The sequence below is a fragment of the Streptomyces sp. NPDC093065 genome, assembly GCF_044754585.1.
GTDB lineage: Bacteria > Actinomycetota > Actinomycetes > Streptomycetales > Streptomycetaceae > Streptomyces.
The window spans coordinates 373318-391508 of the sequence record NZ_JBIVPJ010000006.1 but is presented as its reverse complement, the minus strand read 5'-3'; the positions used below and the strand labels follow the sequence as shown (position 1 = coordinate 391508).

Genomic DNA, 18191 nt, shown 5'->3' with positions numbered 1-18191 from the left:
GAGGCGGGGCTGTCGCCGGAGCAGTGGCGGACGGTGGTGCGCCGGGTGCTGGAGCAGCACGACGGACTGCGTACCCGCTTCTTCCAGGAGGACGGCACCTGGCAGGCGGAACTGACCCCCGTACCGGACGAGGTCCCGTGGCACGCCGAGGACCTGTCCGCGTACCCCGAGGAGGCGCGCGAGGCCCGGTTGCTGGAGGTCGCCGGTGCCGTCCAGGCGGGCCTGGACCTGTCCCGGTCCCCGCTGCTGCGCGCCGTCCTGTTCACCGGCCTGGAGGACGGCCGCGCCCCCCGCCTGCTGCTCGTCGCGCACCACCTCGTGGTCGACGCGGTGTCCTGGCGGGTGATCCTGGAGGATCTGGAAACCCTGTGCGGGCAGGTCCGGCGGGGTGAGGACCCGGCACTCCCGGAGAAGACGAGTTCGTGGCGGCAGTGGGCGGCCCGGCTGGCCGAGGAGGCCGGCAGCGGGACGACCGCGGCCGAACTGCCGTACTGGCAGACGCAGACGGCCCCGCCCGTACACCCCGTGCCCATGGACGGTCCGGGCGAGGACGACACCGTCGGTGGCGGGCGGGTCGTCGAGGTGGTGCTGGGTGAGGCGGAGACGCGGGCGCTGCTGCGGGATGTGCCGGCGGTGTTCGGGACGCGGGTCAACGACGCGTTGCTGACGGGTGTGGCGTCGGCGGTGGGTGGCTGGTCCGGGGGCGGCCGGGTGCGGGTGGACGTGGAGGGGCACGGGCGGGAGGACCTGTTCGAGGACACGGATGTGTCGCGGACGACGGGCTGGTTCACCACGATCTCGCCGCTGGACCTGCCGGTGCCCGCCGCGGACCGTCCGGCGGACGGGCTCAAGGAGATCAAGGAACTCCTGCGGGCCCGGCCCCGGCACGGCATCGGCCACGGCCTCCTCACCCACGGGCCCTCCGGCGTCGCCCCGGGCATCGACCCGGCCACCGCCGCGCAGATCAGCTTCAACTACCTGGGCCGGTTCGACGGCACCTTCGCCGGCGGATTCGCGGACTCCCTGGGCATGGCCGGCTACGACACCTCCCCGGTGAACCGTCGGCCGTATCTGATCGACGTGGTGAGTCATGTCCGGGACGGCCGGCTGCACATGGAGTGGACCTACAGTCCGTCCGCGCACCGGGAGGAGACGATCCGGGAGGTGGCCGGGCGGACGCTGGGCGTGCTCTCCGCGCTGACCGTCGAGGCCCGGCGTCCGGACGTGCAGGGCTACACGCCCTCCGACCTGGAGCTTTCCGGTCTCGACCAGAAACAGGTGGACGACCTGGTCGCAGGTCTGCGCGAGCACCCCGCGTGGCAGGGTGCCACCACCGCCCGCCCCCTGGAGGACTGCCTGCCCCAGACCCCCGTCCAGCAGGGGATGTGGTTCCAGAGCCAGTACGCCCGGGGCGAGGGCTTCTACCACGTCCAGAACCACTTCCGCATCGAACAGCACCTGGACGTGGGGGTGTTCCGGGAGAGCTGGGCGCAGGTGATGCGGCGGCATCCGATCCTGCGGACGGGCTTCGGGACGGCCGGGGACAACCGGGCGTTCCAGCTGGTCTGGGCGGATCTGCCGGTTCCGCTGGAGGTGGCCGACTGGCGGGAGGAGAGCGTCGAGGAGCAGGGGGAGCGGCTGGAGGCGTATCTGGCCGGGGACCGTGCGCGGGGCTTCGGGCCGGAGGACGCCCCGCAGTGGCGGATGCTGCTGGCGCGTACCGGTGAGGAGAGGTACGAGCTGGTGTGGAGTGCCCACCACACGATCCTGGACGGCTGGAGCATCAGCCTGGTCCTGGGTGACGCGGTGCGGTGGTACGGGGCGCTGCTGGAGGGGCGTGGTGCGGACAGGCCCGCGCCGCGGCCCTACCGGGACTACGTGGCCTGGCTCGGCGAGCAGGACCTCCGACAGGCCGAGGACTACTGGCGCCACACCCTCCAGGACGTCGAGGACGCCACCCTGCTCAACCTGGGCACCCCGTCCGACGGCGGCACCGCGGCACCGGACGAGCCGGCTTCCCACCGCTGGGCGGAGGACTTCCTCGACGAGGCGGAGACCGCCGCACTGCAGGACTTCGCCCTGCGCAACCGGCTCACCCTCAACACGGTCCTCCAGGGCTGCTGGGCACTGCTGCTGGGGCGCTACGCCCGGAGCGAGGACGTCGTCTTCGGCACCGTCGCCTCGGGACGCCCGGCGGACATCGAGGGCGTCGAGGGCATGGTCGGCCTCTTCATCAACACACTCCCGCTGCGGGTGCGGATGCCGGCGGAGCGGAACGTGCTCGACTGGCTCCGGGAACTGCAGGAGCAGAGCCTGGAGATGCGGCAGTACGAGTACAGCCCGCTGAGCGAGGTCCAGCGCTGGAGCGGCATGCCCACCGGCACGCCCCTCTTCGAGACCCTGTTCGTCTTCGAGAACTACCCCGAGGAGGACACCGACGCCGGGGCCGCCCTGCGACTGGAGGCGCTCGGCTCGAAGGAGCAGACCCACTACCCGCTCAACGCCGTGATCACGGTGGGCGAGCGCCTCGGCATCAACCTCCTCCACGACCCGCGCCGGTTCGACGGCCGCGCGGTGGAGGCGATGATCGGGCACCTCAAGCAGCTCTGCCGCGAGCTGGTGACCGGGGCCGACCAGAGCCTCGGCCAGGTGAACCTGCTCACCGACACCGAGCTGGCCCGGGCGGTGAACGAGTGGAGCAGCGAGTCCACCGCGCCCGTCGAGGACGTCCTGCTGCACGACCTGGTCGCCGAACAGGCGGGCCGTACCCCCGACTCGGTGGCCGTGGTCCACGAGGACGGGCACCTCACCTACGCCGAACTCGACGCCCGCGCCAACCAGCTCGCACACTGGCTGCGTGACCGCGGTGTCGGCCCCGACGTACTCGTCGGGCTGTGCCTGGACCGCTCCCTGGAGGGCATCGTCGGTCTGCTCGGCATCCTGAAGGCGGGCGGCGCCTACGTGCCCATCGACCCCCGCTACCCGCTCGACCGCATGCGGTACGTCGTGGAGGACTCGCGGCTGCGCCTGATGCTCACCCAGCGCCACCTGCTGCCGAGGCTGCCCGAGCCGCCCGACGGCGCCCCGGCGCCGCTGTGCCTGGACACCGACTGGGCCGCCGTGGCATCCGGACCGAGGACCGCGCCGCCGGCGCAGGTGAGCCCGCGGAACCTGGCCTACATCATCTACACCTCGGGATCGACCGGCCGTCCCAAGGGCGTCATGGTCGCGCACCGCAACCTCCAGCACGTGCTGCCGTGGATCCGCCGCCACCCGTGCTTCGACCGGCGGCAGAACGTCCTCCAGGTCGCCTCCACCAGCTTCGACTTCTCCGTCTGGGAGATCGTCCTGCCGCTCGTGACCGGCGGCACGCTGCACATACCGGCACCCGGGACCCGTATGATCGGCGCCGACCTGCAGAAGATCCTCTCCGAGCGGGCCATCGAGAGCCTGAACTTCACACCGGGCGCCCTCGCCACGCTGCCGACCGACGACCCGCTGCCCCGGCTGCGCACCCTGGTCGTCGGCGGGGAGGCGTACTCGGCGGACCTCATCCGGAGCTGGGCACCGGGCCGCACCTTCTTCAACGTCTACGGGCCGACCGAGACCACGATCTTCGCCACCGGCACGCGCACCGACGAGAACCTGGACCTCATCCACATCGGCCGGCCGATCACCAACGCCCGGTTCTACGTCCTCGACCCCTACCTGCGTCCCGTACCGCCCGGCGTGCCCGGCGAGCTCTGGATCGGCGGTGCGGGCGTGACCCGCGGCTACCTGAACCGCCCCGACCTGACCGCCGAGTACTTCGTCGCCGACCCGTTCGGCGGCGAGCCGGGCGGACGCCTCTACCGCAGCGGCGACCTGGTCCGCTACCTCCCCGACGGGAACATCGAGTTCATCGAGCGCATCGACGGCCAGGTGAAGATCCGCGGCTTCCGGATCGAACTGGGCGAGATCGAGGCCGTACTCGAACAGCACCCGCTGGTGGCGAACTGCGCGGTGCTCGCCCAGCCGGACGGCACCGGCAAACGGCTCGTCGGCTACGTGGTGCCCGCGCCCGGGAGCGCCGGGGACCCCGCGGCCGCCCAGGGCCTCGAGGAGACGCTGCGGGCCCACCTGAAGGAGCAACTGCCCTCGTACATGGTGCCCTCGGCCTTCGTCACCCTCGGCGAACTGCCGCTGACGGGCAACGGCAAGCTCAACCGCCGGGCCCTGCCGCTGCCCGACGAGAGCACGGCGCCCGCCCCTGACGCGGCCTCGCTGCCCCGGACCGCGACCGAGGCGAGGCTGGCGGACATCTGGTCCGACGTGCTGGGCCACGACGCCGTCGGCGTGTACGACGACTTCTTCACCCTGGGCGGGCACTCGCTGCTCGCGGTGAAGGTGACCGCCCGCGTCCAGCAGACGTTCGGCGTCGACCTGCCGGTGCGGGTGCTGTTCGAACAGCCCGCCCTCGCCCAGGTCGCCGCCGAAGTGGACCGCCTGCTCCGCGAACGGCAGCCGTACCCCGCGCTCGACCTGGTCCCCGTGCCCCGCGACGAGCCCGTCCCGGCCACCTTCGACCAGCAGCGCCTGTGGTACATGGACCGGCTGGTCCCGGACAGCCCGCTCTACACGGTGGGCTGGCTGCTGCACCGGGACGGGCCGACGGACCCCGCTCGGCTGAAGCGGGCCCTGGCGGCGCTGATCACGCGCCACGAGGTGCTGCGGACCACGTTCCGGGAGAGCGGAGGACGGGTCTGGCAGGAGATCGCCCCGACCGGGACCGTCGTCCTGGACGAGGCCGACCTGTCGGCCGAACCGCCCGAGCGGCGTGCGGAGGCGGTGCGCGCCGTCACCCGCGAGCTGTGGCTGGAGACCTTCGACCTCGCCCGCGGGCCGCTCTTCCGCACCCTGCTGATCCACCTGCCCGGCGACGAGTCCCTGCTGGCCTTCAGCGCCCACCACGCGGTCTTCGACGGCTACTCGGTGGGCCTCCTCAACGACGAGCTGCTGCGGCTCCACGACCTCGTCGGCGACCCCGGCGCCACCCCGCCCGAGCCGCCGGCCCTCCAGTTCGCCGACTACGCGGTGTGGCAGCGGCAGTGGCTGGAGGAGGAACGCCTGCGGCCGCACCTGGACTACTGGAAGGAGCAACTGGCCGACGCGCCCGCGCTCATCTCGCTGCCGACCGACCACCCCCGCCCGGCGGTGCAGCGCTACCGCGGTGCCAACCTCACCGCCGCCCTCCCCGCGGACCTCGGCGAGCGGCTGAGCACGGTGAGCGTCGAGCACCGGACGACGGACTTCGTCACCCTGCTGAGCGCCTTCGCCGTCCTGCTCTCCCGCTACAGCGGGCAGGACAAGGTGGTCATCGGCATCCCCGTCGCGGGCCGCGGGCGGGTCGAGACCGAACCCATGATCGGGTTCCTCGTCAACACCGTCGCGCTCTCGGTGGACCTGGCGGGCGACCCCGACTTCGCGGACGTCCTCGACCAGGTGCGCTGGAAGCTCCTGGAGGCGCAGAGCCGGCAGGAGGTCCCCTTCGACCGCATCGTCGAGGAGCTCAAGCCCGAACGCAGCCTCAGCTACAGCCCGGTCTTCCAGGTGATGTTCACCGGGCTGGACAAGCTCTTCGAGGACCTGCCCGACTCCCGGCAGCCCGCCTGGATCCACGACGTGACCGACGACGGCGTGGGCGTCGCCAAGTTCGACCTCGGCATGAGCATCCAGCGGCGCGACGGGCGGCTGAGCTGCACCTTCGAGTACAGCACCGACCTCTTCGAGCGGGACACCGTCGCCGGCATGCAAGAACACCTGCGCACCCTGCTCGCCGCCGCCCTGGCCGCACCGCGCACGCCCGTCGCACGGCTGCCGCTGCTGACGGACGGGACACGCGAGCACATCCTGCGGGAGCGCAACGCCACCGACGACCCGGCCGCGTTGCGGCCCGCCACCCTCCAGGGCCTCTTCGCCGAGCAGGTCCGCCGCACGCCCGACCGCGTGGCCCTGTCCCACGAGGACGGGCACCTGACCTACGCCGCGCTCGACCGGCGGGCCGACCGGCTGGCCCGGACCCTGCGCGACCTGGGGGTGGGGCCGGAGACCCGCGTAGGGGTCTGCATGCGGCGCTCCCTCGACCTGGTGACGTCACTGCTCGCCGTCCTCAAGGCCGGCGGGGCCTACGTCCCGCTGGACCCGGACCACCCCGGGGAACGGCTCGCCTACATGGCCGAGGACGCCGGGGTGCGGCTCGTCCTGACCCAGCCGGACACCCGGGACGCGGCCGGTTTCCTGAGCGCCGGACACGCCGGACACGCCGAACGTGATGGACACGCCGGACACGACGGGGCCGACGGGGCCGACGGGGCCGACGGCGGCACGGCCGGTGTCCGCCTGCTCGAACTCGGCAAGGACGAGACCTCGTGGCCCGACGCCGGCACGGAGCCGCTGGACTTCACCGCGCACCCCGACGGTCTGGCCTACGTCATCTACACCTCCGGATCCACCGGCCGACCCAAGGGCGCGATGCTGTCCCACCGGGGCATCTGCAACCGTCTGCTGTGGATGCAGGACGCCTACGGCCTCGGGGCGGACGACCGGGTCCTGCAGAAGACCCCGTACGGCTTCGACGTGTCGGTCTGGGAGTTCTTCTGGCCGCTGATCACCGGGGCGCAGCTGCACCTCGCCCGCCCCGAGGGCCACCGGGACCCGGCCTACCTGGCCGACCTGATCGAACGGGAGGGCATCGGCGTGCTGCACTTCGTGCCCTCGATGCTGCAGGCCTTCCTCCAGCAGCCGACCGTCCCCGACCGGTGCCGGGGCGTCCGGCACGTGATGTGCAGCGGCGAGGCGCTGCCGCCCGAGGTGCGCGACGAGTTCCGGCGGACCCTGCCGGACACCCGGCTGCACAACCTCTACGGGCCCACCGAGGCGTCGGTCGACGTCAGCTTCTGGGAGTGCGACGACACGCCGGACCCGGCCACCGTCCCCATCGGCCACCCCGTCGCCAACACCCGCCTGTACATCCTCGACTCCGCGATGGAACCGGTGCCCGACGGCGTCGTCGGCGAACTGTTCATCGGAGGCGTCCAGTTGGCCCGCGGCTACCTGGGCCGCCCGGACCTCACCGCGGAACGCTTCGTCGCCGACCCGTTCGGCGAAGGGCGCCTCTACGCCACCGGTGACCTGGCCCGCTACCGGCCCGACGGCGCCATCGAGTACGTGGGCCGCAAGGACCACCAGATCAAGATCCGCGGCTACCGCATCGAGATCGGGGAGATCGAGGCGGTCCTGGCCGAACACCCGGCCGTCCGCTCCTGCCTGGTCGTCGTCCACGAGGTCACCGCCGCGGACAAGCGGCTGACGGCCTTCGTCACCTGGCGGCCCGACCTCGGAGCCGCGGACCGGCCCGGCCCCGAGGAACTGCGGGCGGCCCTGCTCGAACGGCTCCCCGAGTACATGGTGCCCGCCTACTTCGTGGCCCTGGACGAGTTCCCCCTCACCGCCAACGGCAAGGTGGACCGCAAGGCCCTGCCCGCGCTCTCCGACGTCGTCCGGCAGACCCGGGCCGACGACACCTACGTCGCGCCGACGACCGGGACGGAGCGGGTCCTGGCGGAACTGTGGGGCAGGCTCCTCGACCTCGAACGGGTCGGCGTCCGGGACGACTTCTTCGCCCTCGGCGGCCACTCCCTCCTCGTCGCCTCCATGGCCACCGAGGTGCAGGACCGGTGGGGCATCACGCTCATGCTCACCTCGGTCTTCCAGAACCGGACGGTGGAGGCGCTCGCCCGGGTCATCGACCAGAGCGTCGACGAGGGCGACGACGCGGAGGCGGACGCCGCGGAACTGTTCGACCTGCTCTGAGAATCGCCGGCGCGCACCGTGCACGGCGGCGCGCGCCCGCCAGGCCCAAGGAGACGAAGACCATGTCCGCAGCCCAGCCGGCGGCCCCGGACCGGGAGACGCCCGGGGACGAGGCGCCGTTCGCGGCCGAGACGTCCATGACCAGCCCCCGGATCGCCGCCCTCGCGTCGGCCGTCGAGGCGGGGAACCAGGAGGCCGTCGAGGAGTTCTGGAAGGAGGCCGCCGAGACCGGCTCCCCCCTGATGGAGCCGACCGACGACGCGTCCCTGACCCTGGTCACCTTCCTGTGGCGGGACCCGGGCGACACCGAGAACGTCATCGTGCTCTTCTGCAGCGCGCCGAGCGGCGACCTCAGGGAGTTCCGCATGCAGCGGATGCCGGGCACCGACCTCTGGTACCGGTCCTCCCTCATGCCCTCCCGGCTGCGGACGACGTACCTGCTCTCGGTCAACGACCCGATGGAGCCCTTCGAGTCGTACGCGGAGGTGCTGCGCCGTCTGCCCGAGTACGAGCCCGACCCCCTCAACCCCCGCGAGTACACGCTCACGGGCGACCGCGACCGGTTCCGGGTGTCGGTGCTGGAACTGCCCGCAGCGCCCAAGCAGCCGTGGAACATCCCGCGACGCGGCGTGCCGAAGGGGCACAGCAGGATGCAGACCATGGACAGCGCCGTCCTCGGCACCCGCCACCACGTCAGCGTCCACACCCCGCCCGGCTACACCGACGACGGCGACGAGTACCACGTCTTCCTGCTCTTCGACGGGTGGTCCTACTACAACTTCGCGGCCATCACGACCGTCATGGACAACCTCCTCTACGCCGGCCGCATCCCCCCGTACGTCCTGGTCATGCACACCAACGAGGACCAGGAGATCCGCGCCCGCGAACTGACCTGCCACGACCCGTTCAACGCGTACCTGAACCAGGAGCTGATGCCCTGGGTCCACGCCAACTACCACATCACCTCGGACCCCGCGAAGACCGTGGTCGGCGGCTCCTGCTTCGGCGCGCTGGCCGCGATGTACGCCGCCCACCGCGCTCCCGAGCGTTTCGGCTGCGTCATCTCCCAGTCGGGGTCGTACTGGTGGCCCGGAAAGGACGTACCGGAGAAGGAGGAGGAATGGCTGACCCGGCGGTTCGAGGAGTCGCCGAAACTCCCGATCCGATTCTCCATGGACATCGGAAGCCTTGAGCGCTCGATCGTCGACCACGACCCGATGACGAGCCACCGGAACATGGTGGCAGCCCTCGAAAAGAAGGGCTACGAGGTCGACTTCAGCGAATTCCTGGGAGGCCACGACATGGTCTGCTGGCGCGGCACCGTCGTCGACCGGCTGCGCTCCTTCCACCCCGGCCGGTAAGGCGCATTCCGCACACCGGCCGGAAAGCACCGAGAACGCACGCGAAAGGTGAACCAGATGAGTGCAGCCACGATCACCGTGCTGCCGGGCGACGGTGTCGGCCCCGAGGTGACGGACCAGGCACTGGCGGTGCTGCGCGCCGTCGAGGAGACCTACGGGCACCGCTTCACGGTCCACAGGCGACGCGTCGGCCTGGACGCCATCGCCGCCGAGGGCACCGCGATCTCCGACAGCACCTTCGAGGTCTGCGGCCAGAGCGACGCGATCCTCTTCGGCGCCATCGGCAGCCTGCCGCCCGGCACGGACCGCGGTGCCGGGCCCCGGCCCGAGGAGGCCCTGTTCCGCCTGCGCAAGGAGTTCGGCTTCTTCGCCAACCTGCGCCCCGTACGGCCCTTCGAGGCCCTGTACGGCGCGTCCTCGCTCAAGCCCGAGCACCTCAAGGGCGCCGACCTGCTCTTCGTGCGGGAACTGTCGGCCGGGCTCTACTACGGACGCCTGGAGTCCGTGCCCGGCAAGCCGAGCGAGATCCGCCGGGCACCGCACGGCACCGAAGCCGTGGACACCCTCCTGTACACCGAGGAGGAGATAGAACGCGTCGTGCGCGCCGCGTTCGAGATCGCGCTGCGGCGGGAGCGGAAGGTCACCTCGGTCGACAAGGCCAACGTGCTCAGCTCCTCCGTCCTGTGGCGCGAGGTGGTGGAGCGGGTGGCGGCCGAGCACCCCACCGTCGCGTACGAGCACATGCTGGTCGACGCCTGCGCCATGCGCCTGATCAGAACACCGTCGGAGTTCGACGTCGTCGTCACCGAGAACCTGTTCGGCGACATCCTCACCGACGAGGCGTCGATGCTGACGGGGTCCATCGGCATGCTGCCGTCCGCGAGCCTCGGGACCCGGCGCACGGCCGCAGGCACCTTCGGGCTGTACGAGCCGATCCACGGCTCCGCCCCCGACATCGCCGGCCGGGACCGCGCCAACCCGGTGGGCGCCATCCTCTCCGGCGCGATGCTGCTCCGGCACTCCCTGGGTCTCACCCGGGAGGCCGCCGCCGTCGAGGAGGCCGTCGAGGCGGTGATCGGCGAGGGCCTGCGGACCCCCGACCTCGTGGAGCCCGGCAGCACGGTCGTCGGTACCCGGGAGATGGGGCGCCGCATCACGGACCGGGTGCGCTCGGCCTCCGCCTGACCCCCACCGCCCCCGGCGGACATCTCGCGGCCCCGCCGTACGCGTGCGGCACACGACGAACAGACGACTGGAGTCCCCCACGCATGACCACGTCACAGAGCGCCCCCCGGGCCGTCCCGACCGGCCTCGGCGCACAACGCCCGGCCGTCCGGGAAGCCCGTCGCGACCTGGTCCGGCGCCACCGGTCCGTCCCGGCCGACGGGGCCGAACCCCCCATCCGCGTCATGGCCCGGCTGATCACGGACCTCGAACGGGAGTGCGTGGACCGGGGATTCGACCCGGCCGCCGTCCGGCTGGAGATCGTCAACCGGACCATCGGCGACGTCAACGTGCGGCTGATCGACGAATGCGACGGGGAGGAGGGCGGCCCCCGGGACTACCGCCTGCTCGCCGACGAACTCGGGATCGCCCTGCCCGGCGAGGACCTGCACGGCCGGCCCGCCTCCGGGAAGGGCTACCAGTGGCTCCGGGACCGGATGGCGGACGAGGAACGCGACCTCCTCGACGCCGGGTACGACCCGCGGATCTACGACATCCAAGGGGTCGGCAACCCGCTGCTGCGCGGCCGGCTCGCCGCCGACATGGCGCGGTGGGGCGTGAGCGCCACCGCCGAGCAGGTGGCGCTCGGCCTGGGGGCGGGAGACTGCATCGACAAGATCTTCCGCGGGCTGGCCGCCTCGGCCCGGCGCCGGAACGAGTCACCCGGGGCACTCCTCTTCGCGGCACCCGGCTTCAACATGCCGGAACTGCAGGCCGAGACCTACGGATACCGGCTGCACCGCGTGCACACCACGGCCGAGGAGAGGTTCAAACTCACCGACGAGCGACTCACCCGGCACCTGCGGGAGAACCCGGACGTCACGGTCTTCTACCTGACCGTGACGAACAACCCGACCTCCCTCGCGTACACGCCCGGCGAACTGACCGCCCTCATGGAGGCCGTACGGCGTTCCGCCGACCGGGGCCACCCCGTCCACGTCCTGGCCGACCTCGCCTACATCGGCACCGGACGCCCCGCCGAGGACGAGGCACGTATGCGGGCGCTGTCCTCGGTGCCCGGAGCCGCCGACCGCCTGATCTACGTGAACAGCTTCTCCAAGACGTTCAGTCTGACCGGAGACCGGTTCGGCTGGGCCGTGTTCGCAGACGCGGACCTGTCCGCCGCCATGCGACCGAGCTGGATGAACAGCGTGAGCTGCCTGCCCGGGGAATGGCAGCTGCGCTTCATGGCGTACCACACCCTGTTCGCCCGGCGCCCCGAGCTGGTGGAGAAGATCCGCGGTCTCTACCGGCTGCGCCGTGCCCGTCTGCGCGCGCAACTGCGCCTGCTGGACGAGGAGCACCACCTTTTCGAGAACATTCACACGGACGACGACGCGACCATTTACCTCTGGTGCCGCCTCAAGGCCGGTGAGGACTGCTTCTCGGTTCTGGAGAAGACCGGGATCGCCGGTATTCCGGGATCCACCTTCGGCTATTCCGACGACTACATCCGCTTCTCGGTCGGCATTCACCCGGTCGTCATGGACTGACCCCGCGCACCGCCTTTCGGCGCGTCGTCGACGGCAAGAGATCTTCCGAAACGGAGAGACCATGCAGAAGGACGCACACGGACACACCGACAGCACCGCGGACGACATCGACTCCCTCGACGTCCCCGTCAACTTCAACTGGAACCGGGACCCGAGCCCGCTGACGCCGCTGCCGGCGAGCATGCCCGGCGAGCCGCTCGCCTCCCAGGTCGCCGGAGCCCACGTCCTGTCGGAGTGCCTGCGTGACGGCCTCCAGGGCATATCGGGATACCCGCGGGTCGACGACATGATGCGTTACCTGCACCTGCTCCACGCCTTCGGCATCCGGCACGCGACGGTCGGGATCTATCCCGGCAACGCGGACCGGATCAACGAGCGGATGAAGCAGCTGCTGGCCCGGATGCGGGACGAACTGCCCGGCATCGTGCCCTCCGTGCTCTCCATGTGCACCGAGGAATCCCTCCGGTGGACCGTCGAGTGCAAGGAGATCCACCCCGCGCTGGAGTCCGTCGTCTTCATGGGCAGCGCACCGTCGAGACGCCTCGTCCAGGGCTGGGGGCTGGACTTCGTCCTGACCAGGATGGAGACGTTCATCAAGAAGACCGTGGAGATGGGGATCCCCGTCATCGCGGGCACCGAACACACCACCCAGACCACCCCCGAGGACCTGCGGGCGATCACCCGCACCCAGGTCGAGAGCGGCGCCTACATCGTCGCCCTCGCCGACACCATCGGGGTCATCCGGCCGCTGGGCACCTACCGCATCATCCGCTTCGTCCGCGACGAACTCGACGCGCTGGGCGTGCCGGACATGCAGGTGGACTGGCACGGCCACCGTGACACCGGCAACGCGCTCGGCAACGCCATGGCGGCGGTGGCGGCCGGCGCGAACCGGGTCCACGTGGTCGCGCGGGGCGTCGGCGAGCGCTCGGGCAACGCCTCCCTGGAGGAGATCGTCCTCAACTTCGCGGCGATCCAGGCGGAGGCCGGCCTGACCGTCCCGTGGGACATGTCGCGGCTGCTCGAACTGATCACCTGCTACCAGGAGATGGTGGGCGTGGAGCCCCCGGAGCACGGTGTGCTCGGCAAGCGCTACAGCCACACCTCGTCCGGCATCCACACGGACGCCATCCTCAAGGCCCACCATCTCGCCGACCGGGCCCGGGAGGCGCACGCGCCCGAACTCGAGGCGCGGCTGCGGGAGATGTCGCGCACCGTGTACTCCGCGGTGGACCCGGCCGCCATCGGCGGCAGCCCCTCCGTGGCCGTCAGCCCCTGGAGCGGCCAGAGCTCCGTGCGGCTGGCCTGCATGCTGAGCGGCCGCGACCCCGGAGAGCTGTCCCCGGAGGCCGTCCAGCAGCTCCTGACCCGTGCCAACGAACTGGGCCGCGAACTGACCCCCCAGGAGCTGGAGGAGGGGCTCACGAAGGCGCCGGCCGCCCACCCCGCCTGAGCCGGGCCCCGAGAGGCGACACCCCGCCCCGCCCACGAGACATCCCTCGAAGGAGACACCACCCGATGCCCCGCACGATGTTCGACAAGATCTGGGACGCGCACGTGGTGCGCGACGAACCCGGCGAGATACCGATGCTCTACATCGACCGGCACCTCACGCACGAGGCGACCTCACCGCAGGCGTTCGCCGGGCTGACGGAACGCGGCCTGCCGGTGCACCGTCCCGAGACCGTGGTCGCGGTGATCGACCACAACGTGCCGACGACGCCGGGACGCCGTCTGATCGACGTCATCGACCAGCAGAGCGTCGTCTGCATCGAGACGATGGAGGACAACGCCCGCGACTTCGGTGTCCGGCTCCTCGGCATGAACGACGACGACCAGGGCATCGTGCACGTCATCGGCCCGGAGCTGGGTCTGTCGCTGCCGGGCATGACGGTCGTCTGCGGCGACTCCCACACCTCGACCCACGGCGCCCTCGGCATCTTCGCCATGGGCATCGGCACCAGCGAGGTGGAGCACGTGCTCGCCACGCAGTGCCTGCTCCAGCAGAAGCCCCGCACGATGAACATCCGCATCGACGGCGCCCTGGCCCCGGGGGTGAGCGCCAAGGACATCGCGCTGGCGATGATCCGCAGGCTCGGCACCGACGCCGGTACCCACCACGTCATCGAGTTCACGGGCTCCGCCGTGCACGCGCTGTCCATCGAGGGCCGCATGACGCTGTGCAACATGGCCATCGAGGCGGGGGCGCGGGCGGGCATGGTCGCCCCCGACGAGGTCACGGTCGAGTACGTGCGCGGCCGGCGTTACGCGCCCTCCGGGGAACTCTTCGAGCAGGCCGCCGAGCAGTGGCGGCAGCTGGCCGCCGACCCCGGTGCCCGCTACGACGCCGAGCACCACCTCGACGTGGACGACCTGGTGCCGCAGGTCACCTGGGGCACCAACCCGGGGATGGTCGCCGACATCACGGGCACCGTGCCGGACCCGGCGGCCGAGAGCGATCCCGTCCTGCGCGCCGAGCGGGAGAAGGCCCTGGAGTACATGGGCCTGGAGCCCGGCCGGCGGATCGACGAGATTCCGGTCGACACCGTGTTCATCGGCTCGTGCACCAACTCCCGGCTGGAGGACCTGCGGCTGGCCGCCGAGTTCGTCGCCGGCCGCAAGGTGGCGCCGGGCGTGCGGGCCATCGTCGTACCCGGCTCGATGGCCGTCCGCCGCGCCGCCGAGGCCGAGGGGATGGCGGACGTGTTCCGCGCCGCGGGCTTCGAGTGGCGTGAGCCCGGCTGCAGCATGTGCATCGCGATGAACGGGGACCGCCTGTCCGCCGGCGAGCGCTGCGCTTCCACGAGCAACCGCAACTTCGAAGGACGTCAGGGCAAGGGCGGCCGAACCCACCTGGTCAGTCCGGCGACCGCGGCCGCCACGGCCGTGGCGGGCCGGTTCGCCGACGTCCGCGACCTGTAGAGGAAGGACCCCATGGAGAAGTTCATCACGCACGACGGCACCGCGGTGCCGCTGATGCGGTCCAACGTGAACACCGACGACATCGTCCCCGCCCGGTTCCTCAAGTCGATCAGCCGCACCGGCTTCGGTCGGCACCTGTTCGGCAACTGGCGCTACCTGGAGGACGGGACCACTCCCGACCCGGACTTCCCGCTGAACGCGCCCCGGTACCAGGGAGCCTCGGTCCTCGTCGCCGGCGAGAACTTCGGTTGCGGATCCTCCCGCGAGCACGCGCCCTGGTCCCTGCGGGAGTTCGGCTTCCGGTGCGTGGTCGCGCCCGGCTTCGCGGACATCTTCCACAACAACTGCTTCAACAGCAGCATCCTCCCGGTCAGCCTCGAGGCGGCCGAGGTGGAGGCGATCGCGGAGGGCCTGGCGGAGGGTGCGTCGCCGACCCTGCACATCGACCTGCCGGCCCAGACGGTGGCCACCGCCGACGGGCGCACCTACCGGTTCAAGATCGACCCCTTCAAGAAGAACTCGCTGATGGAGGGGCTCGACAACATCGGCTGGACGCTCTCCCACCAGGACCAGGTCCACGCCTACGAGGAGCGCCGCAGGCAGGAGGCGCCCTGGCTCTTCCCCCGGTCCGCCTGAGACGGCGGCGTACCCCCATCCCGACAGCGCAGACCCTGGAGCCCGGACATGGAAGCAGAGCAGATGAAGGTCCTCGTCAACGACGAGGAGCAGTACTCCCTGTGGCCGACCTACCTCGCCGTCCCCGACGGCTGGCGGGAGACGGGAACGGCCGGCTCGAAGGAGGAGTGCCTCGAGTACGTCAGGGAGGTCTGGGTCGACATGCGACCCAAGAGCCTGCGCCTGCAGATGGAGCAGTCGGCCGGCTGACGGCGCGGCCCGGGACACACGTTCGCGACACCGAACAAGGAGCCACTCATGGACGAACTCGTCCGACGCCTCTCGGCCGAGGGACAGAAGACAGCGGTCGGCGGACCCTCCCCCTCCGTGGAGGACTTCCAGCGGCGCGTCGCCGAGAAGGGGTACGTCTTCATCAAGTTCACCGACACGGCCGGCGGCACGGACCTCGGCGTACGCGTCGACGCTGCGGCCAGCGACCTCAGCGGGGCGGACTTCGCGCGGGGGGTCGGCAGCGTGCACATCGAGGGCACGCTGACCCTGAACCTGGTGAAGGTGCGCTGTGTCACCGACATCGAACTGACGTCGCTCACCGGCACCGGGCACCTGGTGCCGTCGGAGGAGGCCGGCGCCACGCGGTAGCCCGCGTGGCGCGCGACCGCCCCACCCCAAAGTCCGCTGAGAAGAGAGCGGCGGTACGGGTCCCCCCCCCGTACCGCCGCTTTCCGCGTTGCGGGCGGCCCGGACGCACCGACCGGCCCGGCGCCGCACCTTTCTGGCCGAGAACGTGCGGGCAGCCCCCCGTGCCGGGGGCGTGACGGCTGCGTGTCGCTCGGTGGTGACACGATCGTCGATCTACTGCAACCCTCGAAGTGGCGCGAATTCGCACCCTGCCGGGCCATAATCGCTGACGTTGTGCGACGGCGGCTCGGTAGGGGGAGCCGGTCGACGGATGGACGGGGGCGCGGATGAACCAGGGTTCGGTCAGGGTCGCGGTCGTAGCGCGGGGCGAGGTCGCGCGCAGTGGTCTCGCGGCCATGCTGGAGGAGGCGGCCCGGGTGAAGCAGAGCACCGTCTTCCGGCCCGAGGAGTTCACGACGGCGTCCCCCGAGGACGCCGTTCAACTGCTCATCCTCTCCTGCGACGTGGTGGTCATGTGGTGTGTCAACGGATCCGGCACCGGTGAGGAGGCGTGGGCCGCCCGGCTGGCCGAGGTCGTCCGCCGCAACGGGGTGCGAGTCCTGCTGGTGCTGCCCGGAGCGGAGGTGCGACGGGCCGCGTCGGGCGCGGTCGTGCCCTGTGACGGGATCCTCGACCAGGACGCTCTGACGGTCCACGGGCTCGAGGAGGCACTGCGGAAGTCCATCGAGGGAACGCAGCCGGCGCCGGCCGCGCGGCCACCCCGGCGTGAACGGCGCACCGTGGGGGAACGGGCCGGGTTCCCCGGAAGACAGCTCACCGAGCGCGAGAGACGGGTGCTCGAATTGGTGGTCGAGGGGCTCAGCAATCGGCAGATCGGGCAGGCCCTCGACGTGTCCGAACACGTGGCCAAGCGCACTGTGGCGATCGTCCTGTCCAAGCTCGACTGCCCCAACCGCACCCAGGCGGCGGCCGTCGCCCTGCGAGAGGGACTCGTGCGGCTCGGACCGGACGAGGCGCTGGGCGCGTAGGGGCGCGGTCGGCGGCCAGGACGGGTCGGTCTTCCAGCCGGTCAATATGCTCGCCCCATGCTCACCGAAGTCATCGCCACCCGCTACGTCGAACCCCTGCGTTCCGGCGGCTCCGTGCCCGCCGTCGTCGAGGCCGACGATCTCGGCACCTACGTCCTGAAGTTCACCGGCTCCGCGCAGGGCCGCAAGGCGCTGGTCGCCGAGGTGATCGTGGGGGAGCTGGCCCGGGAGCTGGGGCTGCGGGTGCCGGAGCTGGTGCTCGCGCACTTCGATCCGGCGATCGCGGAGGCCGAACCGCACCAGGAGGTGCGGGACCTGCTGCACGCCAGCGCGGGGCTCAACCTCGGCATGGACTACCTGTCGGGCGGCGCCGACTTCACGCCCGAGCTGGCCGAGGTGTTCCCGGTGGACGCGCGGGAGGCCGGGCGGGTCGTCTGGCTGGACGCCCTCACCGTGAACGTCGACCGGACGGTGCACAGCTCCAACCTCATGGTGTGGCCCACTCTCGGCACCGCACCCCCGCGCCTGTGGCTGATCGACCACGGCGCGGCCCTCGTCTTCCACCACCGCTGGGGCGCCTCCCCGCCCGAGAAGGCGTACGACTTCCGCCACCACGCCCTCGGCCACTACGCGCCCGACCTCCCGGCCGCCGACGCCGACCTGGCGCCGAAGGTGACACGGGAGCTGCTGCGCGAGGTGGTGGGCCGGGTGCCCGAGGAATGGCTCAGCTGCGAGGGTGACCTCGACACGCCGGAGAAGGTGCGCGCCGCCTACGTGGACTACCTGCACGCCCGTGTGCGGGCCTCCCGGCAGTGGCTGCCCACCGGCTTCCCGAGCCGCGAGGAACTCGCCGCCGAGAACGCCGCCCGCGCGGCACGTACGCAGCGGGGCCGGCCCGACTGGCTGAAGCGGGTCCCCGACCTGCACGGCAAGCCGCCCGCCGAGCAGGACTGGTCCGTGCACCTCGGCTGACCACACCGCCCGACGCAGGACCGCGCCCCCGGCGCCGTGCTTCGGCACCGGGGGCGCGGATCACC

At 71.5% G+C, this 18191-nt stretch carries 11 protein-coding genes; all 11 read left to right on the top strand.

What is annotated here, in order from left to right; translation table 11 throughout:
- Positions 1-9 precede the first annotated feature (9 nt).
- The 11 genes from ACIQFU_RS14190 (at position 10) to ACIQFU_RS14140 (ending at position 18126) form a co-directional block, all read left to right on the top strand.
- Complete coding sequence (locus tag ACIQFU_RS14190; RefSeq protein ID WP_402551405.1) at positions 10-7851, top strand: amino acid adenylation domain-containing protein; 7842 nt, start codon at positions 10-12, stop codon at positions 7849-7851.
- Positions 7852-7913: 62 nt separating this feature from the next.
- Complete coding sequence (fes, locus tag ACIQFU_RS14185; RefSeq protein ID WP_054101444.1) at positions 7914-9212, top strand: enterochelin esterase; 1299 nt, start codon at positions 7914-7916, stop codon at positions 9210-9212.
- A 57-nt stretch (positions 9213-9269) separates the two neighbouring features.
- A complete protein-coding gene (gene leuB / locus ACIQFU_RS14180; RefSeq protein WP_264334041.1) occupies positions 9270-10397 on the top strand; it encodes a 3-isopropylmalate dehydrogenase in 1128 nt (375 codons plus the stop codon).
- 83 nt (positions 10398-10480) lie between these two features.
- Positions 10481-11929 (top strand): pyridoxal phosphate-dependent aminotransferase, encoded by a 1449-nt coding sequence (locus ACIQFU_RS14175; RefSeq protein WP_054101443.1) that lies wholly within the window; start codon positions 10481-10483, stop codon positions 11927-11929.
- A 61-nt stretch (positions 11930-11990) separates the two neighbouring features.
- Positions 11991-13382, top strand: coding sequence for a 2-isopropylmalate synthase (locus ACIQFU_RS14170; protein ID WP_007388122.1), 1392 nt, complete (start codon positions 11991-11993; stop codon positions 13380-13382).
- A gap of 65 nt (positions 13383-13447) precedes the next feature.
- Positions 13448-14851 (top strand): 3-isopropylmalate dehydratase large subunit, encoded by a 1404-nt coding sequence (leuC, locus tag ACIQFU_RS14165; RefSeq protein WP_007388121.1) that lies wholly within the window; start codon positions 13448-13450, stop codon positions 14849-14851.
- A 12-nt stretch (positions 14852-14863) separates the two neighbouring features.
- The gene (gene leuD / locus ACIQFU_RS14160) at positions 14864-15487 is read left to right on the top strand and encodes a 3-isopropylmalate dehydratase small subunit (RefSeq protein ID WP_007388120.1); all 624 of its coding nucleotides are present in this window, start codon (positions 14864-14866) and stop codon (positions 15485-15487) included.
- 48 nt (positions 15488-15535) lie between these two features.
- A complete protein-coding gene (locus tag ACIQFU_RS14155; RefSeq protein WP_007388119.1) occupies positions 15536-15736 on the top strand; it encodes an MbtH family NRPS accessory protein in 201 nt (66 codons plus the stop codon).
- A 48-nt stretch (positions 15737-15784) separates the two neighbouring features.
- Positions 15785-16126, top strand: coding sequence for a Tlm Orf16 (locus ACIQFU_RS14150; protein WP_007388118.1), 342 nt, complete (start codon positions 15785-15787; stop codon positions 16124-16126).
- A 326-nt stretch (positions 16127-16452) separates the two neighbouring features.
- Entirely contained in the window at positions 16453-17154 is a 702-nt protein-coding gene (locus ACIQFU_RS14145) for a LuxR C-terminal-related transcriptional regulator (RefSeq protein WP_007388117.1), read from the top strand.
- 57 nt (positions 17155-17211) lie between these two features.
- A complete protein-coding gene (locus ACIQFU_RS14140; protein WP_402551383.1) occupies positions 17212-18126 on the top strand; it encodes a HipA family kinase in 915 nt (304 codons plus the stop codon).
- Positions 18127-18191 lie beyond the last annotated feature (65 nt).